We start from the raw sequence: 23,650 nt of genomic DNA, 5'->3' as shown, positions 1-23,650 counted from the left end.
GTCGTTCCGCGCGACATGTTCGTGCCCGATCTTCATATCGATACACTGAAAGTGAAGAGCCGGAATTTTCATTAAGCAGCCTTTGGTAAAACTACCGGTCTGTCGTTCGAATTGGCTCAAGAGCAAAAACGCTAGGATGGACTCATCAAACCAAGTCCGCCTGACAGATTCAAAAGTTCACGCTTTCGGCAGTGGCGCGCAGGAGACACTAATCCTCTTTCTCGGTCAGGGTAACTTTCCCTGATACTGTCCATAATGCGCGGCGCTGACGATCGGAGCCGATCTCAATGAGGAAGCCGCACCGAAATCACGTCTGTCGCTGATTCCAATCGATTTACAGAATAGACCGGAGATTGATGAAAGGGAGCAGGAGTATTCCTAAAAGCGATAAATCGTGATGCGTTAATATCGCTTTTTCTTGCGATTGGGTTTTGTCATTCTTTCCCCAATTATTAACTGGGGAACAAGTCGATGCAAACCGCCACAGTCTCACAGCGTCTGGATAGACTACCAATTCTGCCCTTCCATAAAAGAATTCTTATGCTCGTCGGGGCGGGTCTCTTCTTCGATGCCTTCGATATCTATCTCGCGAACTCCGTACTCGGTGCCCTAGTTCAGGATGGGTGGTCGACGGTCGATAAGAATGCCGCATTTCTTTCGGCGACCGCATTTGGCATGCTATTGGGTTCTATCATGGCCGGTATCCTCGGCGACCGTTACGGTCGCAAGTTTACCTACCAGTTCAATCTTCTGGTCTTTGGCCTTTCGTCGATTGCCTGCGCGTTTATGCCAACGATGGAATGGCTTATCGTTGCCCGCTTTGTAACCGGTATCGGCTTAGGGGCGGAGCTTGTAATCGGTTACGGACTGTTGAGCGAATTCGTACCGCCGAGCCATCGCGGTCGCTGGGCGGCGTTGCTCTCCTGCATTGCTCAATTCGGCCTCTTTGCTGCAACATTGACCAGCTGGATCGTCATTCCATCGCTGGGTTGGCGTGCGATGTTCATTATTGCCGGCATTGGTGGTCTCATCGTCTTCATCGCCCGCAAGAATATTCCCGAGTCTCCACGTTGGCTGGAGCGAAACGGCAAACAGGCTGAAGCCGATGCGATCGTCACCAAGATCGAATCCGAAACAAATGTCGGAGAACTTGCTCCTATCGCTCCTTCTCAGCAATCTGCGTCGCTGGGCAGAAACAATCCTCTCGCTGCCCGTTTCCACAAGCCGCTTGCGATCGGCGCCGTGACTCAGATCGTTCAAAGCGCAGCTATCTATGGCTTCATCGCCCTCCTGCCGACCTTCCTCGCGCAACAAGGCATTCCGATTAACAAGTCGCTCGGTCAGTCCGTTCTGATGACCTTTGGCGGCCCGGCAGGTGCGCTTGCCGCCTATTTCTTGACTGACCGTATTGGCCGGAAGCCTGCGATCATCGGAGCTTCGCTTCTTGGCGCCGTCATCGGTCCTTGCTTCGCCCTGGTACAATCGCAGGAAATCGCCACCGCGCTTGGTTTTCTGATGTTCGGTTTGGTTTATTTTCTGGTCTCTGTCGTTCAGGCCGGGTATCTGCCCGAGCTGTTTCCAACAGAGGTTCGCATGCGTCTCACGAGCTGGGCGGTCACAGCGGGCCGCCTAACTTCGATCGGCATTCCGTTTGTGTCGGTCTATCTCGTTCAGGCTGGTGGTCTCGTGGCGGTGGTAGGCACGGTTGCAGCGCTTCTTGTCGTGCAGGCCTTGATGATCGCAACGCTTGCCGTGGAAACCAACCGCAAGAGCCTTGAGGAGATCGATGCTGATACGCTGGATGGTTCGTCCGCGGAGCCTGTTGTCCCACGGAAAGCCATCTAAAAGGGATTCAAATAAAGGCGCCGTGACACACATGGCGCCTGTTTGACAGGTGTTGAAATGAACGTCGAGCAGATCAGAGGCCTAATAAAGGCGATGGACGAAGCCTCCGTTTCAGAATTGGAATACAGCGAGGAAAGCGTCCGCCTAAGAATTGTGAAGGCATCGGCTTCCTATTCAAATGGAGACGCGCCGGACACGAGTTGCACGACCGCGGCCGCTCAAAAAGAAGAAACTGCTGCCCCGAACGTCCTAGGTCGCGGCAAAAGTAATCTGGTGGAAGCGCCGTTGCCCGGCATATTCTATCGCTCCGCAAGTCCCGGGGAACCGCCTTTTGTGGAAGTAGGTAATCAGGTTACTAAAGGTCAGACATTGGCGCTAATCGAGGCAATGAAGATGTTGACGCCCGTGAAGGCGGCTGAAGATGGCGTAGTTACTGCTGTTCTTGTGGAAGACGGCGTATCAGTTGAAGCTGGTGCCGCATCGTTCGAAATCGGATCGTGACGGCTCTGCCGGCTAGGGAATAAGGCTAATGCTGAAGAGGGTTCTTATCGCGAACCGGGGTGAGATCGCCGTTCGTATTCAACGCGCGTGCCGGGTTCTGGGCATCGAGTCCGTCCAGATTTTTTCCGATGCAGATCGCGATGCGCCTTATGTGCAGAGCGCAAGTTCGAGCCTTTGCATCGGCCCGGCGCAAGCAAGGGATAGCTATCTCAACATCGCGAAAATACTACAGGCCGCTGAACTCATGCGCGCAGATGCTGTCCATCCCGGGTACGGGTTTCTTTCAGAGAGCGCGGCTTTTTCGAAAGCCGTGGAGGGGGCTGGTCTCGCTTTCATCGGCCCTAAGGCCGCGTCAATCGAAACCATGGGTGATAAGATCGCGGCCAAGCAGACGATGAAGGCCGCGGGCGTTCCTTGCGTCCCCGGCGGCGACGAAGCACTACCGGATGATATGATCCGTTGTGCTTATATGGCAGATGAGATCGGTTATCCGGTCATAATCAAGGCAGCTGGCGGCGGTGGTGGACGCGGTATGAGGATCGTCCGGTCCGCCAACGAGCTCGCTGAAGCCATCGTCACCACACGAGAAGAAGCGGGACGCGCATTCGGTAATCCCGCCGTCTACATGGAAAAATTTCTCCAAGCCCCGCGCCACGTGGAAATTCAGGTACTGGCGGATAATCACGGCAATGCTGTCTGGCTTGGTGAGCGCGATTGTTCATTGCAGCGCCGTCACCAGAAGGTCGTAGAAGAAGCTCCCGCTCCCGGCATTTCACGCGATTTGATTGCCGAAGTCGGCGAGCGCTGCGCAGCGGCCTGCCGTAGCATCGGTTACTCCGGGGCAGGGACCTTTGAGTTTCTTTACGAAAACGGCGCTTTCTACTTCATTGAGATGAACACTCGCGTTCAGGTCGAGCATCCGGTAACGGAAGCCGTCACGGGCATCGATATCGTCGCCTGGCAAATTCGTATCGCCGGCGGCGAGCGCCTCGGCTTCGAGCAAAAGGACATCGTTCGGCAGGGACATGCGATCGAATGCAGGATCAATGCCGAAGATCCTTACACTTTCCGCCCCAGTCCCGGCCGTATCCAGCGTTGGCACGCGCCAGGCGGTCCCGGCATCCGTGTGGACACCCATGTGGAAAGCGGTTACGTCGTTCCACCTCATTACGACAGCATGATCGGAAAGATCATTGCCTATGGTGAAAGTCGTAAGGAGGCGATTGCGCGCATGAAGGCAGCACTGGGGGAGGCCGTTCTTGACGGCATTACGTCCAACCTCCCGCTGCATCGTGATATCATGGCCAACCCGGATTTCGTCGCCGGCAATGTCGGTATCCATCACCTCGAACATTGGCTGGAGACGCGCCACCATGACGATTGAGCCCCTCAAGCTGAGCTGGATGGGCGAGCAGGCCATTCTCTGCGACACTGGACATGCAGCGATCGATCTCAAACTGCAGGAACGGTTCTGGGCGCTTGCCGAGCAACTGAAGGGCCGCGCCTTTGTGCGGGAAGTCGTGCCCGGCATGAACAACCTGCTCGTCATGATCGATGCAGCCGCTATCGGTGGCGCTGAGGCGTTAAAGGATATCGAGACCTGCTGGAACGGGCTTGATGAGCATAGTGTCGCCGGTCAGGAGATCGAGGTGCCGGTGCGTTACGGCGGACAACATGGGATTGATCTTGTCCATGTCGCCAAGATAACCGGACTTTCCCCGGAGGATTATGTCCGCCGACACAGTGAAGGCCGCTACATTGTGTTCAACCTCGGCAGTCAGCCCGGTTTCGGCTATCTGGGAGGGCTCGATCCGTCGCTTGCCGTGCCGCGCCGCGAAGTGCCGCGGACGCGGGTAGAAGCAGGGTCCATCGTGATCGGTGGCGCGCAGGCAGGGGTCATTTCCAAGACCTCGCCTTCCGGCTGGCACATCATCGGCAAGACGGATCTGAGATTTTTCGATCCCGCGGCCGCACCGCCTGCGCTGCTGGCACCGGGTGACGTCATTCGCTTTCGCATTGAGAGTATGGAACCATGATCGAGATCGTCACACCCGGCCCGCTGGCGACGGTCCAGGATCTTGGTCGCCATGGCTATTATGATATCGGCGTCGGCTTTTGTGGCGCCATGGATCCGCTAGCGCTTATCATCGCCAATCGGCTGGTCGACAATGACGACGGAGCGGCTGTGATCGAATTCACGATCGGCTCGTTCGAAATCCGCTTCGAGCGGGATACCGTCTTCGCTTTGGCTGGTGCCGATTGTGCCGTAAAGCTGGACACTGTCGAAATTCCACCCTTCTGGTCTGCTCACGCCAAGGCGGGGCAGGTCCTCAAGGCAACCGCTCCACGGCATGGCATGCGAACCTATCTCGCGATCGCCGGCGGACTCGCCGTCGAGCCGGTTCTCGGCTCCCGCAGCACTGACATGAAGGGGGGCTTCGGTGGTCTTGGCGGACGTGCCCTTCAAGCTGGAGACCGGCTACCGCTCACGACGCCGGCTACCTTGCCGATGGCTTCCGATTTCGGTCTCGATCCGCGCGCGCTCTCTTCCTTCTACGAGGCCGGCTATCCTGACGAAGTTTCCGTGCGCTTTCTCGCTGCGGCCGAATACTCGTCCTTCGAGGACACGGCGCTCGATTTGTTTCGAGACGAGGCCTGGACCATCCAACCGGATAGCAACCGTATCGGCTATCGTCTGGCTGGACCGGTCCTGGACCTGAAAGCCAAGCTGGAACTGCGCTCACACGGCATCATGCCTGGTACGATCCAGGTGCCACCGTCGGGCCAACCCGTCATCCAGCTCAGTGATGCCAATACCTGCGGCGGATACCCAAAGATCGGCGTTGTCATTGCGGCTGATCTCTGGCGCTTGGGTCAGGCAAGGCTGGGCGGCAAGCTGCGCTTTGTCGAGGTCTCCCGCCAAGAGGCAATCGGGGAACTTGGCGACCAGAATGCGTGCATGGCGGCGGTGTTTTCGCAAATCGGCGAGAGCAGGAGGGCTTTGTAATGGCAAACGGCAAGGAATTGAAACTGCTCGATAACGCCGAGCTTGTCTCACTTGCTCGCTATGCGTCAGAACATGGCGTCTCCGAGCTGGAGTGGTGCGATGGTGAGGCGAGGATATCGCTCAAGCTCAAGCCGGCCAGCCGCAAATTCCGAGGCGCTTCGACAAAGGGGGCTCAAACCGAACAGCCTCGCCCGGAAGCAGTCCGAGCGCCGAGTTTCGGCGAGTTTCATCAACCGGAAAACCTGTTGATCAGCGACGGAATGGTGGTGAATGAGGGGCAGATTCTTGGGTTTGTCCGGCTCGGACCGGTTATGAAGGCCATTCGCGCTCCACAACGCGGAACTCTAAAAAGCTGCGGATACCGCGAGAAGGCACTGGTCAGTTACGGCGACGTGGTTTTTCAGATCACTCCACAACAAGGTAGTGTGCGATGAAGATCGATATCAATTCCGACCTCGGTGAAGGTTTCGGCATCTACAGCGCTGCCGACGACGAGAGCATTCTGTCTCTGGTTTCCTCCGCCAACGTGGCTTGTGGCTATCACGCCGGCGATCCGGTAGTCATGGATCGCACCGTGCAGTTGGCGCTAAAGAACAACGTCGATGTCGGCGCACACGTTGGTTATCCCGATCGGCAGGGCTTCGGCCGCCGACACATGGCGTTCTCACCGCGCGAGCTCGAATTGATAACGCTCTATCAGCTTGGCGCGTTAACAGCTATCGCGGATGCCGCCGGGCATCGTCTGACCCACGCCAACTTCCACGGCGCGCTTGGCAATCTATCCTTCGTGGATGCCGATGTCGCCGATGCTTTGCTCAAAGCCGTCCGGGCCTTCAATCGCGACCTCATTTTCGTGGCCTTGCCGAATACGGAAGCGGAAAAGGCAGCTCGCAAACACGGATTGAACGTTGTGACTTCTTTTCTCGCCGACCGGGCCTACGACGAAAGGGGTTTGCTGGTTTCTCGCTCTAAGCAGAATTCGATCGTAAAAGACCCGGCAAAAATCCGCGAGCGCATCATCCAACTGTTGCAGGATGGGACAGTGGCGACCGTGGGCGGACAGGAAATCAAGATGTCGGCCAGTTCTATCCTCGTCCACAGTGATACGCCGGGCGCCGTTCAGCTTGGCGAAACCATACGTTCAGCCGTTCTGGAAGCGGGTGCGGAGATCGTCTCCCTGTCCCGGATGTGACTATGAGGGCAGGAAGAAGGTTTCGAAATTGCAGCATTGCTCAGCAAAGCCGGCAACCGATTTTTTGAAGTCCGATCTCCGGTCGGCTCGATACAGCACCGCATAGCGTACGTGCGGCAGCCGGGTCTTCATCGGCAGGCGCCGCAGGCGACCGTCTCTCGTAAGCTTCGCGGTGACTGGTACCGGGAGGTAACTAACCCCGAGGCCGGAAACGGTAAAGCCAATTTGTGCGACGAGACTTTCACAATGAATTGTCTTCGAAGGCGCGACTTCATGGCTCGACAGCCACCGGCCATACACAAGCCCTGTACCTGATCTATTGCCCTGGACAAGCATGGTAAAATTGACCAGCTCGGTCACGGAAAGCTCTGCTTCCCCTTCGTAAAGGCTCGGCGCCGCCATCCACGCGTTCTCCACCGACTTGAGAGGTACAGTGACGCAGCGGGAGTCGTTGAAGACGTCAGGAATGACAATCACATCGATCGTGTCATCCATCAATCGATCAAACAGCGTGGCACTGAGCTCAACTTCTGGCTCGATGCTGACGCGGGGATATTCGCTCTTGATCATGCCAACAAGGCTGGGAAGCCACGTCATTGCCGTGAGTTCTGTTACGCCAATGCGGAAGCGCCTCAAGAGGACCTGACTGGAACTCACGCGCTCTACGAATTGATCGCGCTCTTCCAGTAGGCGTTTGGCATATTCAAGAACTTCCGCGCCCTTCTCGGTCAATCTGGCAGTACGCTTGCTGCGGTCGAAAATCTCTACGCTAAATTGTTGTTCGAGTTCCTGAACCCTCTTCGAGACGGCGGATTGCGTTGTGTTCAGCTTCGCTGCAGCGGCTGCGAAGCTCCCAAGGTCGGCGATCCAGGAAATTGCCTCAAGCTGTTTGAACGTGATCACGCCGGATGTTTTCCAGTTTCCGATTGAGAGATTCTACATCTCTTTACAGATTAGCAAACTCCCGCAGTCGTCGAAATCACGATGTCGCTGGAGTTCCATATGCGCCGGTATAAGTTCCCTGACGAATGCTGCGCAGGATGTCCTCCTCTTTCGCCTCCTGCGCATGCACGGCGTTTAGTAGTTCGGCAGCAATTGCTGCCGGAAACGCAACAATTCCGTCCTCGTCTCCGACGACGATATCTCCCGGCTCGATCACGAAGCCGCCGATGGCCACTGGCACGTTGATCTCGCCTGGGCCGTTCTTGTAAGGTCCGCGATGGATGGCGGCGCGCGCAAACACCGGAAACTCGGATTTCGCCAAAGCTCCGGCATCGCGGATCGCGCCGTTTATCACCATGCCGGCCGCACCTCGAGTTTGAGCAATCGTTGCCATGATCTCACCGATCAGAGCACGGTTTGTCTCGCCATCACCATCCACGACAACGACGTCGCCCGGGCGAACCAGATCAAGTGCCTTATGGATCAGCAGATTGTCTCCGGCAGCAACACGAACTGTCAGAGCTGTACCAGCCATCGTGCGATTGACCTTATGGAATGGTCGAACGCCAATCGCGCCAGGAAGACGGGCGAGATTGTCGCTTATAATTGCTGTCGAGGACCTGGCATAGGCTGAGACGAGTTCGGCATCTGCCTGGGGCGCGCTTGGAAGTATCCGATTTCCGATCATTGAAATTCTCTCTGGATTGAGTGCGAGGCGATGCTTCTCATTGAAGAGCGTTGATCGCTTCTACGATAGCTCGACTCCCGGATTCGACGACTTCCAGGGAAGCCGCGAATGAAAGCCGAAGATAGGGCGACAGCCCATAGGCTGACCCGTCGAGAACGGCTACCTTGGCCTCCTCCAGAAGGTAGAGTGAAACGTCGAGATCGGTCCGCAATTCCTTGCCGGTCGGCGTGGTCTTGCCAATCAAGCTGGCAACGGAAATGAAGAGATAGAAGGCTCCCCAGGGCGCGCGTGGCGACAGGCTCGGCGCTTCTGACAGGATTTCCACCATACGGTCGCGACGGCGACGGTACATTGCAGTTGCCTCACGCACGCAAGCCTGATCGCCTTCCAGCGCCGCAACAGCGGCAGCCTGACTGATCGAGCTTGCGCATGTCGTACTCTGGCTCAACATCTTGACAACCACGTCTATCAAGAACTTTGGACCGGCCGCGTAGCCAACGCGCCATCCCGTCATAGCGTAAGCCTTTGACATGCCGTTGATGATGACCGCGCGCTCAAACAGTGACGGCACGACTTCGATAAGGCTCAGGGCGCGTTCATCGTTGTAAGAAAGATATTCATAAATCTCATCCGTCATGACCCAAACATTGGGATGGCGCTGCAGCACCTCGCCCAGAGCCAAGAGTTCGTCACGAGAATACACCGTACCAGACGGGTTGTTCGGAGTGTTAAGAACGAGCCAGCGGGTCTTTGCGGTAATCGCCGCTTCCAGCGCCGCTGGCGTCAGCTTGAAGTCGGCCTCTTCTGCGCAAACCACAGCAACGGGCTTTCCACCATGCAGGGTAGCCAGGTCGGGATAGGACACCCAGTAGGGTGCCGGAACTATTACCTCATCACCTTCGTTCAGCGTCGCGGAGAAAACTTCGAAAATCAGCTGTTTGGCACCGCACCCGACTGCAATGTTTTCGGGCTTGACGGGTAGCGCTTTTTCCCGGCTGATCTGAGCGGCAACGGCAGTGCGGAGTGTTGGCGTACCCGCAGATGCTGTGTAGTGTGTGTCGCCGGCTTTCATCGCCGTGTATGCCGCCTCAACTATATGCGCGGGGGTAGAAATGTCCGGCTCGCCGATTGTTAAATCGAAAATCTCTTGTCCCTGCGCCTGCAGATCCGCGACCATCTTCTTGGCCGCAATACTTGCAGACGGCTTCAACGCGAGTGCGCGATTTGAAATTTGAAGAGACATTTTGTTCGCCTTGACTTTCTAATTTCGCAAAAGCTAGGCGGAAAGCAAGTTCAAGAAAAGCGATTAATACTAATCAATTTCCATTTCTAAAAGGAATGAGAGTCGCGCAGGATGAATACTGAGAGCTGATGGTTGTCTAAACGTAGCTGGGGCGTCAAGGATGAATTTATCTCGAGATCGCTGCCTAGTGCATAGTCGTCTTCGCGGTCGACATCAGGAATGCCCCGAACAACTGGCTGGAGATTCGGTGCAAGGAGTTCTGGGCAAAGGCTCCACGCGGCCAGATGCGCGGTACCATCGCCGACATCTGGACCGAGGAGGCATTGGCATTGATGCCGGTTGGTGGAGATGACCTCTGCCTGTGAGAGAAATCGGGCACTCGGCTCGCCTGATCCGCATCCAATGTCTAGCACCGTCGCTCCTCGCCTCAGGATGTCGGCAAAATGCTCGATCCAAGCGAGCTCCTGTAGCTCCATGTTATGAGCATTTGTCCATGCGCCAGCGTGGCGCAGGTACAGGCTTAAGATGTGTGCTGCTGCGTCGGTCATAGCTACAACGCCTGACTATCAACAAGTGGATAGAGCTTCCAGGTGTCCATTTCGGATCGCGCGTTGACAGCTCGGGAGACATAGGGAAAGAGACTTACAGCATCGCCTCGGAGTTCGATGCAACATTGCCCTCTTCAGAGTTTCGCTTTGTCGATTTGAGCTTGTGACCAATCTCGACAATCGCTTCCAGCGCTGGCACCAATTCCCGCCCAAGCGGCGTGAGGGCGTATTCCACCGAGGGCGGTGTCGTCGGCTGGATGGTGCGGGTCACGACCTTGCGGCTTTCAAGCTCTCGAAGGCGCTGAGACAAAACCTTCGCTGAAACGGGCGGAATGTCGAGCCGCAGCTCACTGAAACGCCGCGGCCCGGCACGCAGGTGCCAGATCACGTTTGGGGCCCATGCGCCGGCAATGATCCTCATGCACTCGGTCAATGCACAGGGTTCCGGCGGAGGCGTGCTGCGGTTCTTGCGAACTTTGAGGCTCATGATCGTACCCTGGTTACTGCGAGGAAACTCGAATGTGAAGTAACCATAAGAAACCAGGTTGGCAAGAGAAACTCCGGTGCATAGCTTCCTGCTGCACACAAACAGGAGACTTGCATGAGACTTTATTTCAAATCGGGCGCTTGCTCTATGTCATCGCGTATCGTGTTGACTGAACTTGGTATTCCGTTCGACGCGGTCAAGGTCGATACGGACAGGGGTCTGACGGAAACGGGCGTGGATTATAGTTCGATCAATCCCAAGGGGTATGTCCCTGCGCTTGAACTGGCGGATGGGTCCGTCCTAACAGAAAACCCCGCTATCCTTCAGTATCTTGCCGATACCCATCCGGATTTTGGTTTCGGGGCAGCACGCGAGCCGCTGGAGCGGGCGCGACAACAGGAGTGGCTTGGCTTTACATCGTCCGAACTTCATAAGGCATTCGGCCCCTACTTTCGTGGACACCCGCTTGAAGGTGAAGAGAAGAAGCAGGTGGACTGGAAACTTGCCCGCCGTGTTGACGACGTCGAGAGGGGCCTCGCTGATGGCCGTGATTTTATTCTCGGCGAGCGTTTCACCGTGGCCGATGCCTATCTCTTCGTCGTGCTGAACTGGTCCGGTTTTATCGGGTTCAGCCTTGAACGGTGGCCGCATGTCGCGGCCTATGTGGTGCGGATAGCGGCCCGACCGGCTGTCCGAGAAGCCATGCGGCAAGAAGGACTTCTGGCCGCGGAGGTCGTAGCGTGACGTCTGCCTTCCATGACATTACCGTTGCCCTGCAGGATTATTTTGATGCACTCTATTTCTGCGACACCAACCGTTTGCAGCGCGTTTTCCATCCCCGGGCGATCTATGCCACTGCTGATGAAACCCCGCTGCTCTATCGCACGATGGAGGAATATGTACCGGTGGTCGCAGCCCGGCAGTCACCGGCTTCACGCAATGAGACGCGTCGCGATCATATCGATGCCATCGACCTGGCAGGGGAAAATACCGCCTTCGCCCGTGTCCGTTGCTCGATCGGCCAACGTGATTTCGTCGACTTTCTGACGCTGGTGCGCAGCGATGGTGAGTGGCGCATTATCTCCAAGGTCTTCCAGATCATTGAACGTTGATAGTAAGGGATCAGAACCGATGCCATATGTGAACATCAAAATTACACGTGAAGACGCAACGACGGAACAGAAAGCCAGGCTTATCAAAGGAGTGACCGATCTTCTGGTCGAAGTGCTCGACAAAAACCCGGCAACCACATTCGTCGTCATTGATGAGGTGGAACTGGAAGACTGGGGTGTTGGAGGGCTTCCTGTCGCAGAATATCGTAAGATACTCCGCGAAACATAGCGGTGGGCATGATCTGATTCGCTTCGAGGTTTCGTCGCGGATTGGGGCATGTCATCCCTGATTTTTGAGGCACGTATTTACGCGCCTCAGAAATGTTGAGCAGATACTGTGGTCGATGAACCGAACATGAAGTGACGGGCCGAGCCCAAGCGACCATCTTCGACCACGGGGTGCTAGAAGCGTCTGCGGGTGGGCCGCCCGGACGTCCGTCGGCGACGCTGTTCAATGAGAAGAAGGAGTGCCGGATTAACCGGGAAAAAAAACTCCTCATTGATCCAAGTGGCAAAGTTAATGGAAAAAAGAAGCCAAAAATTTCTGAAAAATTCTGCTACTCTTCTTGCGCTCGCCTTGGTTCTTTCAGGTTGCGGGAACCCTGACTGGTTTCAGCCCCCACCTACGGAGGGACAGGTATGGACCAAACCGGGAGCGAGTTCCACCGAGGTGTCCAAGGCGCTGCTTGAATGCGGATCAGCGAGTATTTCCAGCCTGAGCGTTCCTCCCCGAGAGGACAAAACTCCGAACCAGCAAGCCCAAATTCAGAGATGTTTGTTCGCAGATGGTTTCACAATGACAGTGCCAAAAACGCAGTGGTACTATTGTGAAATGAGCCCGAACCTGCCCTCCTGCCAGACAGGATCACTAGTTGTTCAGCGGAGTGTCTCGCGGCGAGTGCAAAGCAACTATTGTCGACGGAGGAGCGATCTGCAATTTTGCCTTCGTACAGCTGTCAATAAATACGCTTGCACTCAGACTGAGCGCCTGGTTCCGGATGAATGTCTTCCTTAGGCAAGCCTGACAATCGTTGCGACGTCACCGGTCGTCAAAAGGCTCATCGCTTTGAGCCTGTCGTCGGTCCAGCCCCAACAGCGCACATTGAGTAGCATCGCAATATCCGTGTCATCAAACCACTCTCGAATTTCTTTTGCCGGATTGCCTCCAACGATGGCGTAGGGTTCAACATCCTTTGTCACCAGCGCCCTGGTGCCGATGACCGCGCCATCACCGATCATGCGAAAGAAACGATCCGACTATTGTGGTGCACACCACCGGTAGTGATCATTGATCTCCGAGTCTGCATGTTGACGCTTCAGCCGGAATTCTCTGCGATTCAAAACTTCCAGGGTGGTCTTAAATTCCGTGGTAGTTGTCGGAAGGATGCTCCATGAACGATGGTAGTAGGAGCATTTCTCCTCGTAACGATAAATGTTACCCGTGTTTGTAACGTTCCTCAGAGAGCAAGCTGTCTTGCTGCTTTTGACTGTGTCTCCGTCATATATGAACGGCATGGATTTTTGCGGGTCACTGCAGTCCCGCTGTGTTTGCACGTATGTCCCGAGATCTATCGGCAGAAGGTCTTTCGCAAAGAGCGGGGTCGATACAGCGGAGATGACTGCCGTCAGCGTCATTGAAAACGTCAAATTCTTTAAGTCCATTCTCCGGCTCTCCTAAAGCAAATATAGGGTTTGAAAGTCTGGAACTGGTGCGCTTGTGTCCCAACCGTTTGCCGATGGCGACATAAGAGCCCAAGCTTGATGAGGTGGTCTTGCCGCTCCCAAGAAGGGCATTACGGCATTTCACCCCCGGTGCAGAAGCCGTCCATATCCTTAGCGCTTCTTTTGTTTCAAATCGCTGATTTGCCTTCAACTGCGCTGTCGGTTCATGCGTATCGCTGGGACCTCGACGAGGGGTTCAAGGGCCGATATCGACTTGAGGGCTTCTCGGATGCTGAGTTCTTTCTGTGTGTCGTCGACAGCGAGCCCGTCTGCGGCGATCACATCAAGCCTGGTTACCCCAATGAACGCAAATATCGAGCGAAGATAAGCCTCGGCGTGTTCGTACGTAGCCAGGCCGTTTCCCTGTCGATAATGCCCACCGCGGGCCATAGCGAGAATGACGCGCTTGTCATGCGCCAGGCCTTCGGGGCCATGGGATGTATAGCGAAATGTGCGACCTGGGACCACGATCCGGTCGATCCATGCCTTTAGCTGGCTTGAAACGGATAGGTTATAGAGTGGAACGCCAATCACGATAACATCGGCATCGATGAACTCCTCGAGGGCCCGTTCTCCAAGCGTGACATCATCAATGACATCGGCAACACGAGCGAGATGTTTACCGATGAGATGCGGTAGGGGGTTGGTGACGAGATCGCGGTAGATGATTTCCATCGACGGTTCGAGCCCTTTGAGTCGCTCAACAGCGGTCTTGCTCAGCATGCGGCTAACGGATTGCTCACCGAGAATGCTGGAGTCGATGTGAAGCAGTTTCATCAGTTGTCCTTTCTGGAAAAGCATTGTCTCTTCTGACATCACGAACCGGCAGGCGGCTTCAGCCAGAATGTCTGCAACTGCATTACGATCAGCCCGAGAAAGATGAGGCCGAGACCGGTGAGGCGCGACCATGAAACGGGTTGCTGCGGCAGGCCGACGAGGCCCCATTGGTCGATGATGATCGATGCGAGCATCTGCCCGGCGATGACCGCCATGATGAAGCCGGCCGCACCGAGTTTTGGCGCAAGCATGAGCGCGCCAGTGATGTAGACGACGCCGACAATGCCACCGATCCATATCCAGCGCGGCGCGTGGACAAGGTTCGACAGGGTAGGCAACTGCACCTTCGTCAAAAGCATGACGGGCACAATGCAGGCCAGGCTGACGCACAGGGATACGAGCGTGCCCCAAAGCGGATGACCAAGCGAGCGCCCGAGAGCCGCGTTTGCTCCTGCCTGAAAGGGAACGACCGCACCGGTCACGACGGCAGCGAAGATAAGGAATATTGCATTGGTTTGCATGGCGGATAACCTCCGATGCCCACCACATGCAATATTTGATGTGCTGATGGAAATTCCGATGTAATATCTTCGCTATGCATGATGTGAATAATCTCCGAGGCGTCGACCTCAACCTTCTTGTGGTCCTTGATGCCCTTCTGGCCGAGCGGCATGTGTCGCGGACAGCGACACGGCTCAATATGAGCCAGCCGGCAGTCAGCCATGCGCTCGGGCGCCTGCGTCTTCTGTTCAACGATCCCCTGTTCGTACGCCGCGGTGGTCAGCTTGTCCCAAGTGCCAAGGCAATGGAGATCGCGCCGGTTCTGGGGCAAGCCCTGCGACAGATGAGGGAGGTCCTCGGCCCGAACGACTTCGACCCTACGCGTGAGAAACGAGCTTTCCGCCTTGCAATGTCGGACTATGGCTCTTCCGTTGTACTTCCCGGTCTTTTGCGAAGGCTGCGTCGCGAGGCGCCAGGGATCGAGCTTGTGGTGACCCAGTCGAGCCGGGAAGCCATGCTACGGCTGCTGCTGGACGGCGAGTGCGATCTCGCCCTGGGCGTCTTTCCTGATCTTCCCGAACGGCTGCAAGCCGAGCAGCTCGCCATCGAGCACTTCGCCTGCGTGGCGGACCGCAGTTCGATGGCGGGCAAGGCCCGCCTTGATATGGACGGCTTTCTTGCAAGGCCCCACGTTCTCGTTGCGATGAACGACGGCACGAACACCGAAATCGACATGGCTATACGCGCTTTAGGCTATACGCGACACGTCGTCGTCACGCTACCCCATTGGGGCAACGCACCGCGGCTGATCCACGGAACGGATCTCGTTCTGACGGTCGCGCGCAATGCGCTCGCACTCCATGAAACCGATGCCTCTCTGGTTTTCTTCGAGCCCCCGTTTCCGATAGCGCCATTTCCGTTTGTGCAGGTCTGGCATGAGCGTCGCGCGAGCGATCCTGCTCACCTGTGGCTTCGCAACGTCATATCGGATGTTGCGGCGTCCCTGAAATAATGACCCGAGGCGGTCCCCTTAATCCCGCCAATAACGAGCGTCGTTTTAACGTGACATTCCCGTGGCCAATCCCGACAGATAAGTTTGCAACACTAGACTGGCAGAGCAGAGGTAGGGAAGGGAGCGACGCGCGTTAGAACCGCTCCTTTGGCATCCTTAACCCGTAAGGCCGCTTCGCGCCTGCCTTCCTAAATACTCCAACGCTCGCCAGCAAAGCCATGACACGGGCAAGGAGGTGACCAAGCGACCGCAAGGTGTTAGCAGAGGGGATGTCAAAAGTTGTACTATCAAGAGCCGTTAAGGCAGACGCGGACGCGCTTATCAACGCAAATCGAAAAAGCGCTGAATATCACTCACCTTGGGTTAAGCCTTTCATCGACCAAGAAGGCTTTGATGCTTGGTACGGAAGAACCCTTACTGGTCCCAATCTTGGCTTCATCATCAGGGAGGCGAATACGGACGCAATCGTGGGAGTCGTCAACCTCAGTGAAATCGTCTGGGGCGTGTTCAGAAGCGCGTACTTGAGTTACTACGGCATGGTAGATTGGTCTCGCCAAGGCCTCATGACTGAAGGAGTCAGGAGCGCTTGTCGTCATGCATTCGATGATCTTGGTCTTCACAGGCTTGAGGCCAACATTCAGCCTGAGAACGCGGCTTCGTTAGCTCTTGTAAAGCGAATTGGCTTCAAGAAAGAGGGATTTTCGACACACTATCTAAAAATATCTGGCGCGTGGCGGGATCATGAAAGATGGGCACTACTAGCTGATTGGTGAGGTTCACGGTGACCGGCAAGTAATGAGGTCCGTTCTGCTACGTACCGTTGCAATCACCGGGCTAAACCGTCCCCTCCCAGGACGATCGGAGAGTATGGTCGATGCGGTGCTCCGGTAGGCAATTTTGCCGCGACTTTCCGAAATCCAAAATCTGCTCATAATGATCCGACATATCCGCGGTTTTGTGGGCTACAAAGTCCGCTGCAAACAAGGTCCGCGCTGCATCAAGTGCTGTAGCCAGTGTGAGAAGATACTAATTTCTTACCCAAATTTTTCCCAACGGCGCACCGATGCTTTTGGCAAGCTCCTCATCCTGCGCGCGAGTCGTGTTATCCATGTTGGGACTGAGAGCCTCAAGTGCAAAGCGGCCAAAGCCCGCAGGCCAGATATATTTCAACGTATTGAGAGACACGCTGGCGCCACACCAGGGCGTCTGAGCGGAAAGGTTTTTGAACTCCGTTTCATAGGCCTTTTCCATGGCGTCCCCCCACCATTCTTCGATCTCGGCATCGCAGGTAGGGCATCGCACCCCCGACCAGTTTTCGCCGGGATCAAAGAAGCGCACAGTATTCTCGAAATTGGCCTGTATGGTTTCAGCCTTTGGCGCCATGACCCTGAGGAGATCCGCTGCCTTGCCCGCCTGTTCCGGCGTCGGCTGCCAGAAGGGTTCGGTCGGAACGTAGCGTAAAATCGTGTCGGACATTGATGCCGCATTGACTCTGACGTAAGCGCACGCTTGTCGGGCGCAGATTGCTCCATTCGGGCGTCGCGGGACGGGCTGTCCTGGTTATACTTCGTCAGCTTTCAACGACTCTTTTAGGGGACGGCTCGCCCGGCCTCCACGTTTGATGGCCCCATGGATCAGTCTTCGAAACGTGGGGCATTCCATATGCGATGGGGCCGGACAATCGGCGATATGACGAAGTGTTTCGCGCAGCGCCGTCAGCTCCGCGACCTGTTGATCAATGTGCTCTGCCTTACGACGCAGCAGGTCACGGGGCAGATCCGGCAGTCCGTTGCGGCCGAACATGCCGGCGATCTCTTGTAGTGAGAAGCCGGCCGATTTCGCCATGGCGATTAGCTTGAGCTGCAGCAGCACCTCGGGCGGAAACTGCCGGCGCAGGCCGTGACGCGATACCGAGGCGATCAGGCCAGCCTCCTCGTAATAGCGCAGGGCCGACGGCTTGATCCCTGTGCGCGCAGCGACCTCACCGATATCCAGGAATTTCATACTTGACCTCAAGTTGGCTTGAAGTGGCAGCTTGCCCCTCAGTTGATCATTTGACAAGTGGAAACGACATTGGACACCATCGATTCACTCCGACCGCTTTCTGGTCGAGCCGGCATCACGATCGCCCTCTCGCTGGCCACTGGCCTTGCCTCGCTCGGCACTAGCATTGCCAACATCGCCCTGCCGGATCTCGCCAAGGCCTTTGCCGCGCCGCTTCCGCAGGTGCAGGCCGTCACGGTGGCCTATCTCGCCAGCCTGACGGTCTGCGTCGTCGTCGCCGGCCGTCTTGCCGATCGCTTCGGTGCCAAGGCGATGCTCGTGCTGGGCCTGGTGCTGTTTGCGTTGGCCACCGGGCTGTGCGCCGCCGCGCCGACCTTGTCGGTGCTGATCGTTGCAAGGGCGTTTCAGGGCGCCGGCGCGGCATTTCTGATGACGCTGGCCATGGCGTTGATGCGCCAGACTGCAGGCGAGATGCAGACAGGGCGGGCCATGGGCCTGCTCGGCACCGTCTCGGCCATCGGCACTGCCCTTGGCCCCTCTCTCGGCGGGCTGCTGATCCCGCTGTCGGGCTGGCGGGCGATATTCTGGATGCAGCTGCCGTTGGCAGCCTTGGCGTTGATCCTGGCAGTCTCGTTTCTGCCGCGTGACGCGAACTTAGCCGATAGCAAGGCGCCGAGCCTGTGGTCGGTGATGGACCGGAGTCTGACCGGCAATCTCCTTATGAATCTGCTGGTCGCTGCCATCATGATGACGACGCTGGTGGTGGGACCCTTCTATCTCGGCCTCGGGCTGGGATTGACCGTTTCTGAGGTCGGCGCGGTGATGGCGATCGGCCCGGTGATTTCGATCGTCAGCGGCGTGCCATCCGGCCGGCTCGTGGATGCCTGGGGCAGCCACCGCATGCTGGCAATCGGCCTGGCCCTGCTGGGTGTTGGAGCGCTTATGCTGGCCATCGTGCCGGGCGTGATCGGGGTCGCCGGTTATGTGCTGTCGATTCTCGTCCTTACACCGGGTTATCAACTGTTCCAGGCGGCGAACAATACGGCAGCCCTAGCGGATGTGGCCAAGGACCGCCGCGGGACCGTCTCCGGGCTCTTGGGCTTGTCGCGTAATATCGGGCTGATTGGCGGTGCTTCGGCCATGGGCCTTTTCTTCGCCCTTGGTGTCGGCACAACGGATGTCACCCAGGCGCCGGCGTCGGCTATAGCATCCGGGATGCGCCTGACCTTTCTCATTGCCGGTGCCTTGACCATGGCTACCTTCGCCGTCGCGGTTTTCCGGCCGGACAAGCATAGGGCAGAGGTTGAGCGCGGTGAGGCCTGACGGGGACAGCTCGTGTAATTGTGGACAATTGCCCCAGACCATGGCCCTGACGCCAGGGAAGATCAACAGGCCAAAAATAGTTGGTTGAGCGGCACACCTTGCCCTTTGATAACGCCGGCGGGCGAGTCAGATGCCCTTGCTGCTAAGTTTACCGAAGAGGGAATCAAGCATCCTAACCTGATAGCAATTCACAAGGTCATCTCAAGCCGGGCTGGTTCGCTACGGAAAGTGACGGAGCAGGTTTTGATCAGATGAATGGTCTCGAGCATCCAGTGTCCTGTCGTTCCCACTACGGGTCAGTGGTTCATATCTATGTCAAGGCGACAGAATCGAGTTCCCTATTGTGACGGTTCCACTCGAGCGTTATACTGTTTTTGAAAAACAGTATAACATCGGAATCGAGCTTATGAAGTCAGTTGATCTCATGTATCAAACTATGCTCGCCGAGCTAGGTCAGCGCTCGCTCGACGCTGCATGGACGGCCGATTTCCCTCCGGAGGGTCGATTCACTCCGGCGAACATCAAGGGACGGAAGTATTGGTATTTCGACATCCCGGACGGACACGGTGGTACGAAACGTCGTTATGTTGGACCTGCTGACGATCCGGATATAGCGCAGCGCGTATCTGATCATAAGCGGGACAAGGACGATCTACGCGCTCGCAGGCGCCTGGTAAACACCCTGACCCGTGAAGGCGGGATGATATCCCCCGACGCAATGTCAGGCGATATCGTTGAAGCTTTAGCCAATGGCGGTCTCTTTCGACTTCGTGGCGTTCTCATCGGCACGGTGGCCTTTCAATGCTATTCAGGGCTGTTGGGCGTGCGCCTTCCCATGGCCGCCATACTAACCGGCGATGCGGACATCGCTCAGGATTATGCCATTAGTCGAGAGGTTGAAGATAGTCTGCCTCCGATCGTAGAATTGCTGCAGGACGTCGACGCCAGTTTCCGGCCCGTTCCACATAGATCGGGATCAGCGGCTTCGTCCGCATTTCAAAATGCCGACGGCTACAGGGTGGAATTCTTGACATCGAACCGCGGCTCGGACGACTACATCGATCAGCCGGCGAAGATGCCCGCCCTCGGCGGCGCCAGCGCGGATCCACTACGCTTTCTCGATTTTCTTATCAGGGAACCCGTAAGAACAATACTTCTCCACCGAAGCGGCATCCCAGTCGTTGTCCCCGATCCAACTAGATATGCGGTCCACAAGCTCATAGTCGCCAGCCGCCGCCACTCTGACGGGCAGGGGCCAGCGAAGCGTGAGAAGGACCTTCGCCAAGCCGCGCTGCTTTTTGAAGCGCTGGAGCAGACGAGGCGATCTGCCGACTTGGCCCTCGTCTACAACGAAGCATGGGAGCGCGGGGCGGCATGGCAACAAGCTATTCGAACCGGGGCGGGGATGCTGCCGGCGCCAGATGCGGACCGGTTCAAAACGGTCCTAATGGACGGCGCAAAGAAAAACCGCGAAAATATTGAACTTCCGTTTAGCGAATAGCCCGCCTTCCCATTGAACGCCAGGTTGCTGATTGCATTCGAAGTGGCGCGGACAAATAGGGTGCCAAGGGTTCAATTCTGTTCAAGGCGCATCCTTTACGGCCTAGACGTCATCCACACGCCGACTAGAGTTATCACCAGCCCGCTCAGCATCATCAACGTCAGAGGCTCCGAAAACAGCATCCATGCCCACAGCATTGTAACTGGCGGGCTGAGGTAGATGGCCGCGCTGACCTTTGCTGCGGGGAAGAGCCGAAGGCTGGTGTAATACACCGAGTAGGCTAGGAACGTCGCGATCAGCACCAGCCAGGCCATGGCGAGCGCGAATTTCTGCGTGAGAGGAGGCACAAGGCTGCCTTGCATGGACGCGCAAAGCCCGAACAGAACCGCGCCCGTCAGCATTTGGACACAGAGACTTTGATGGACCGGCATGCCGCTCGTCGAGTTCCTCCTGTTCACAACAGAGGCGAGAGCGAGGATCAACATTGATCCAACCGTGAGAATATAGGCCCAGGCCGGAGCGGTGCCTATACCGAGGCTGTCAAAGGATACGATCAACACACCTGAGACTGCGATTGCGGTCCCTTGCCACTGTCGTGTCGTCAAGCGCTCACCGAGGACGGGTTGCGAGAGGGCAGCAACAGCAAGCGGAAGGAGGTCGGCGATGAGTGCTACCAAACCGGTTGGCACTTTCTGCTCTATGGCGAGCGCGAAACCGCCCAGGTACAGAAAAACCGCCATGAACCCGAGCAACGCTTGATACCTGACTGCAGCTAGCGACATTCTGGGACCAAAGGCCAGCGCGAACGGAAGTAAGACCAGTCCGGCCAGCAGGGTGCGCCAGAAGAGCAGCAGCATGACGCTTGCCTCCTCATTCGCATATCGGATCCCCACGAACCCGGAGCTCCAGCCAACGATCAGAAGGGTGGCCAATAGCGGCCACGAACAAAGGCGGTGATGTTGGCCCTTAATGCCTTCGAAAAATTCATTGTGCCTCGTACATGCAGCTACGTTCCAGGATTAACGAGCCGACATCGCAATGCCGCATGACAAATGTCGATGATGCCATGACATTCGTTCTGTATCTGTCATACTGTTAGGATCGCCCTGCAACACTGACGCGGATGTCAGGATGATCGAGATCAACAGTCGCCGTTTGGAAATTGACGCACTGCGGGCAATGCGCGCGATCAAGCACCACGGCGGAATCACCAGGGCAGCGGCTGCCTTAGGACTTTCGCAATCGGCCGTCAGCCACAAGATTCGGCGACTTGAGCTGAATCTTGACTGCGAGTTGCTCTCGCGCCGAACAGGCGGCCCAGTTTTCACCACAGCTGGTCAAGAGCTCCTGGACTATGCGAACAAGATACTAGACCTGCACGACGAGGCTTTGCGGAGTCTCGCGAAGACGCCACTCGCGGGCCGACTGCTGCTGGGTTTTACAGAGGATACCGCTTGCAGCGACCTTGCACGCGTACTTGGACGCTTCAAAAAACTGCACCCGAATGTGGCTGTTAAGACGAAGGTTCGAATGAGCCTTGTCCTCCGCGGCATGCTGGAGCGTGCCGAGTTGGACGCCGCAATCGTTCAGATTTTTGATCATGAAGTGAGGCCCACGGATGTTGTTCTCTACAATGAAGCTCTTCGCTGGGTAAGCCACCCCGAGCTAGAGCTCCGACGCGAAGAGCCAGTCCCGTTCTTGTCCTTCGATGATGACTGCTTTTACCGGAAGTGGGCGCTTGATGTGGGGCGGGATGATGTCGTTCTGGAAACGGTTTTTGAGTGCTCCAGCTCGGCGGGTATTGTCTCTGCGGTCAATGCCGGGATGGGAGTCGCATTGTTGAGCGATCGTCATATCAGCCGCAACATGCGCCTTATCTCCGATCGCTTACCCGCACCCCCTTCGCTTGCCTATGTTGTACGGCGGGCACGGAAGGCGCGGAACCCGGCTCTTGATAGCCTCGTCGCTGAAATACAAGCCGAGGTTGGGCGTCAGGGAGGTCTGGCGTTGATGGGCTAAGTTCGACTGGGTTCGGCTTGATGCCACCATCGTTGCCAACGCCGCTCATATAGTCCACGTGCCGAGAGGCAGGCGCCACCCGAAGGTGGGCCGGGCCCTATGATCCAGCCCGTGCCGCGATCAGAATTGTCGTCGATGGGACCAGAGAATAAGTGGCGACGCGGGTAACAAGCGACCCATTGCTGTGCCCTCTATGTATTCCCCCATCGACGAACGATCTAGCTCCTACATCGTCGCCATCAGGTTCTCATCTCACCATGCCAGCTTCACCATCAGAGTAATTCACCGGCATCCAGTCGAAGTGTTCGCCTTCTTTGAGGACATTGCCGATCCCCGGAAAGGCAATATGCGCGCCGGCGACGAGATAACCTTCCGCGATGGCTTCGGCGAAGGCGTCAAGCCGGGATCGCACTGCCCTCGGACGATCGACGTCGAACTCGATGGTCACATCAGGCTGCTCGAACTGAACGATATCGCCATGCGTGATGTCGCCCCAGAACACCAGTTTTTTGCCGCCGCTTTGAACCACGATCGAACTGTGGCCCGGAGTGTGGCCAGGGCGCATGATCGACTGGAAACCCGAAATTACCTCCTTATCATCCTGAAACACTTCAACCCGGCCCCGCTCGAGATACGGCCGAAGGCAATCCTCTGCTTCCTTGAACAGCTGCTGGTTCAAGTCTTTAGGTCGCGCCTCTACCGGAGTTTTCAGCCAGAATTCAAGTTCACGCGCGGGAACATGCAGGGTTGCGTTTTCAAAGACGAGCTTCCCGTCCCGAACCAGGCCACCGGAATGATCCGTGTGGACATGGGTCAAAATGACATGATCAATCTCAGAGGCCTTGTAGCCGGACGCTTCCAGGTTGGCGAATAGATGCCCGGCCTCCGCGCCTAAGTAGCTACCACTACCGGCATCTATGAGGACGAGACGCTGACCGTCATTGACGAGGAAGGCGTTGACCGATGTGTCAGTCGGAATGTCACGGTAAGCTGCGTGCAGCAGTCGAGCGGCTTGCTCTGCAGTCACGTCACGATACATTTCTGGAAGAGGGAGGGGCAGTGTCCCGTCGGAGAGTGCCGTGATTTCCAGATCGCCCAGAGCCATCCTGAAAAAACCGGGCGACTGAAAGTGTTGCTTGGGGGCAGCCGCGAACGTGAGGGAGGGGGCTCCCGAAATGGCCGCGACCGTGGCTAGCATGGACGCCCCCTTGAGGACGTTTCGTCGT

General features: G+C 56.7%; 26 protein-coding genes and 1 pseudogene. 15 read left to right on the top strand and 12 right to left on the bottom strand.

Going from position 1 to position 23,650, the window contains the following annotated elements; translation table 11 throughout:
• Positions 1–540: 540 nt before the first annotated feature.
• The 7 genes from FS804_RS23130 to FS804_RS23100 are packed head-to-tail and all read left to right on the top strand — an operon-like array spanning position 541 to position 6,545.
• Complete coding sequence (locus FS804_RS23130) at positions 541–1,845, top strand: MFS transporter (protein WP_246665943.1); 1,305 nt, start codon at positions 541–543, stop codon at positions 1,843–1,845.
• A gap of 57 nt (positions 1,846–1,902) precedes the next feature.
• Positions 1,903–2,346, top strand: coding sequence for a biotin/lipoyl-containing protein (locus FS804_RS23125; RefSeq protein ID WP_144579145.1), 444 nt, complete (start codon positions 1,903–1,905; stop codon positions 2,344–2,346).
• A 28-nt stretch (positions 2,347–2,374) separates the two neighbouring features.
• Positions 2,375–3,730 (top strand): acetyl-CoA carboxylase biotin carboxylase subunit, encoded by a 1,356-nt coding sequence (accC, locus tag FS804_RS23120; RefSeq protein ID WP_144579144.1) that lies wholly within the window; start codon positions 2,375–2,377, stop codon positions 3,728–3,730.
• Positions 3,720–4,382, top strand: coding sequence for a 5-oxoprolinase subunit PxpB (gene pxpB / locus FS804_RS23115; RefSeq protein ID WP_144579143.1), 663 nt, complete (start codon positions 3,720–3,722; stop codon positions 4,380–4,382). The genes accC and pxpB overlap by 11 nt, the downstream gene beginning before the upstream one ends.
• Positions 4,379–5,353: a biotin-dependent carboxyltransferase family protein gene (locus FS804_RS23110; RefSeq protein ID WP_144579142.1), complete on the top strand. Its 975-nt coding sequence runs from the start codon at positions 4,379–4,381 to the stop codon at positions 5,351–5,353. Before pxpB ends, FS804_RS23110 begins: the two co-directional genes overlap by 4 nt.
• Positions 5,353–5,787, top strand: coding sequence for a biotin/lipoyl-containing protein (locus tag FS804_RS23105; protein ID WP_144579141.1), 435 nt, complete (start codon positions 5,353–5,355; stop codon positions 5,785–5,787). Before FS804_RS23110 ends, FS804_RS23105 begins: the two co-directional genes overlap by 1 nt.
• Complete coding sequence (locus FS804_RS23100) at positions 5,784–6,545, top strand: LamB/YcsF family protein (protein WP_144579140.1); 762 nt, start codon at positions 5,784–5,786, stop codon at positions 6,543–6,545. Before FS804_RS23105 ends, FS804_RS23100 begins: the two co-directional genes overlap by 4 nt.
• Here the strand turns inward: FS804_RS23100 and FS804_RS23095 are convergent, their stop codons facing one another.
• From FS804_RS23095 to FS804_RS23075, 5 genes are all read right to left on the bottom strand, one after another.
• Positions 6,546–7,448: a LysR family transcriptional regulator gene (locus FS804_RS23095; RefSeq protein WP_144579139.1), complete on the bottom strand. Its 903-nt coding sequence runs from the start codon at positions 7,446–7,448 to the stop codon at positions 6,546–6,548.
• 76 nt (positions 7,449–7,524) lie between these two features.
• A complete protein-coding gene (locus tag FS804_RS23090; RefSeq protein ID WP_144579138.1) occupies positions 7,525–8,175 on the bottom strand; it encodes an RraA family protein in 651 nt (216 codons plus the stop codon).
• Positions 8,176–8,212: 37 nt separating this feature from the next.
• Positions 8,213–9,418, bottom strand: a complete 1,206-nt coding sequence (locus FS804_RS23085) for an aminotransferase class I/II-fold pyridoxal phosphate-dependent enzyme (RefSeq protein WP_144579137.1) — start codon at positions 9,416–9,418, stop codon at positions 8,213–8,215.
• Between the two features lie 86 nt (positions 9,419–9,504).
• On the bottom strand, positions 9,505–9,966 hold the full coding sequence (locus FS804_RS23080; RefSeq protein ID WP_144579136.1) for a hypothetical protein: 462 nt from the start codon (positions 9,964–9,966) through the stop codon (positions 9,505–9,507).
• 94 nt (positions 9,967–10,060) lie between these two features.
• On the bottom strand, positions 10,061–10,453 hold the full coding sequence (locus tag FS804_RS23075; RefSeq protein ID WP_144579135.1) for a helix-turn-helix domain-containing protein: 393 nt from the start codon (positions 10,451–10,453) through the stop codon (positions 10,061–10,063).
• A 114-nt stretch (positions 10,454–10,567) separates the two neighbouring features.
• Between FS804_RS23075 and gstA the strand changes: the two genes are divergently transcribed.
• Genes gstA through FS804_RS23060 form a run of 3 tightly spaced genes read left to right on the top strand, consistent with a single transcriptional unit; the run spans position 10,568 to position 11,794 of the window.
• Positions 10,568–11,197 (top strand): glutathione transferase GstA, encoded by a 630-nt coding sequence (gene gstA, locus FS804_RS23070; RefSeq protein WP_144579134.1) that lies wholly within the window; start codon positions 10,568–10,570, stop codon positions 11,195–11,197.
• On the top strand, positions 11,194–11,565 hold the full coding sequence (locus FS804_RS23065; protein ID WP_144579133.1) for a nuclear transport factor 2 family protein: 372 nt from the start codon (positions 11,194–11,196) through the stop codon (positions 11,563–11,565). Before gstA ends, FS804_RS23065 begins: the two co-directional genes overlap by 4 nt.
• A 19-nt stretch (positions 11,566–11,584) precedes the next feature.
• Positions 11,585–11,794 (top strand): 4-oxalocrotonate tautomerase family protein, encoded by a 210-nt coding sequence (locus tag FS804_RS23060; RefSeq protein WP_144579132.1) that lies wholly within the window; start codon positions 11,585–11,587, stop codon positions 11,792–11,794.
• A 782-nt stretch (positions 11,795–12,576) separates the two neighbouring features.
• Here FS804_RS23060 and FS804_RS23055 read toward each other — a convergent pair.
• From FS804_RS23055 to FS804_RS23045, 3 genes and pseudogenes are all read right to left on the bottom strand, one after another.
• Positions 12,577–12,801, bottom strand: a pseudogene (locus tag FS804_RS23055) (chloramphenicol O-acetyltransferase CatB); the annotation flags it as partial.
• Positions 12,802–13,434: 633 nt separating this feature from the next.
• Positions 13,435–14,064: an FMN-dependent NADH-azoreductase gene (locus FS804_RS23050; RefSeq protein WP_144579131.1), complete on the bottom strand. Its 630-nt coding sequence runs from the start codon at positions 14,062–14,064 to the stop codon at positions 13,435–13,437.
• A gap of 38 nt (positions 14,065–14,102) precedes the next feature.
• Positions 14,103–14,585 (bottom strand): DMT family transporter, encoded by a 483-nt coding sequence (locus tag FS804_RS23045; RefSeq protein ID WP_144579130.1) that lies wholly within the window; start codon positions 14,583–14,585, stop codon positions 14,103–14,105.
• A gap of 74 nt (positions 14,586–14,659) precedes the next feature.
• Here FS804_RS23045 and FS804_RS23040 point away from each other — a divergent pair, with 74 nt between their 5' ends.
• Entirely contained in the window at positions 14,660–15,577 is a 918-nt protein-coding gene (locus FS804_RS23040) for a LysR substrate-binding domain-containing protein (protein ID WP_186376969.1), read from the top strand.
• Between the two features lie 269 nt (positions 15,578–15,846).
• Entirely contained in the window at positions 15,847–16,350 is a 504-nt protein-coding gene (locus tag FS804_RS23035; RefSeq protein ID WP_144579128.1) for a GNAT family N-acetyltransferase, read from the top strand.
• A 253-nt stretch (positions 16,351–16,603) separates the two neighbouring features.
• Here FS804_RS23035 and FS804_RS23030 read toward each other — a convergent pair whose 3' ends face one another.
• On the bottom strand, positions 16,604–17,053 hold the full coding sequence (locus FS804_RS23030; protein WP_144579127.1) for a hypothetical protein: 450 nt from the start codon (positions 17,051–17,053) through the stop codon (positions 16,604–16,606).
• A gap of 84 nt (positions 17,054–17,137) precedes the next feature.
• The gene (locus FS804_RS23025; protein ID WP_144579126.1) at positions 17,138–17,581 is read right to left on the bottom strand and encodes a helix-turn-helix domain-containing protein; all 444 of its coding nucleotides are present in this window, start codon (positions 17,579–17,581) and stop codon (positions 17,138–17,140) included.
• Positions 17,582–17,650: 69 nt separating this feature from the next.
• Between FS804_RS23025 and FS804_RS23020 the strand changes: the two genes are divergently transcribed.
• Together FS804_RS23020 and FS804_RS23015 are read left to right on the top strand one after the other, a co-directional pair.
• Complete coding sequence (locus FS804_RS23020) at positions 17,651–18,904, top strand: MFS transporter (RefSeq protein ID WP_144579125.1); 1,254 nt, start codon at positions 17,651–17,653, stop codon at positions 18,902–18,904.
• Positions 18,905–19,310: 406 nt separating this feature from the next.
• The gene (locus tag FS804_RS23015; RefSeq protein WP_144579150.1) at positions 19,311–20,405 is read left to right on the top strand and encodes a GSU2403 family nucleotidyltransferase fold protein; all 1,095 of its coding nucleotides are present in this window, start codon (positions 19,311–19,313) and stop codon (positions 20,403–20,405) included.
• A gap of 95 nt (positions 20,406–20,500) precedes the next feature.
• On the opposite strand, the gene FS804_RS23010 is transcribed toward FS804_RS23015, so the two are convergent.
• Positions 20,501–21,376 carry a DMT family transporter gene (locus FS804_RS23010; protein WP_144579124.1) on the bottom strand — a complete coding sequence of 292 codons (876 nt, stop codon included), beginning with the start codon at positions 21,374–21,376 and terminating at the stop codon, positions 20,501–20,503.
• A gap of 160 nt (positions 21,377–21,536) precedes the next feature.
• On the opposite strand from FS804_RS23010, the gene FS804_RS23005 reads away from it, so the two are divergent.
• Positions 21,537–22,424, top strand: coding sequence for a LysR family transcriptional regulator (locus tag FS804_RS23005; protein ID WP_144579123.1), 888 nt, complete (start codon positions 21,537–21,539; stop codon positions 22,422–22,424).
• Between the two features lie 247 nt (positions 22,425–22,671).
• On the opposite strand, the gene FS804_RS23000 is transcribed toward FS804_RS23005, so the two are convergent.
• Positions 22,672–23,622, bottom strand: coding sequence for an MBL fold metallo-hydrolase (locus FS804_RS23000; protein ID WP_233282545.1), 951 nt, complete (start codon positions 23,620–23,622; stop codon positions 22,672–22,674).
• Between the last annotated feature and the right edge of the window lie 28 nt (positions 23,623–23,650).

The organism is Agrobacterium sp. DE0009 (assembly GCF_007680755.1).
Lineage (GTDB): Bacteria > Pseudomonadota > Alphaproteobacteria > Rhizobiales > Rhizobiaceae > Agrobacterium > Agrobacterium tumefaciens_B.
This window is presented reverse-complemented; position numbering and strand designations above follow the sequence as displayed.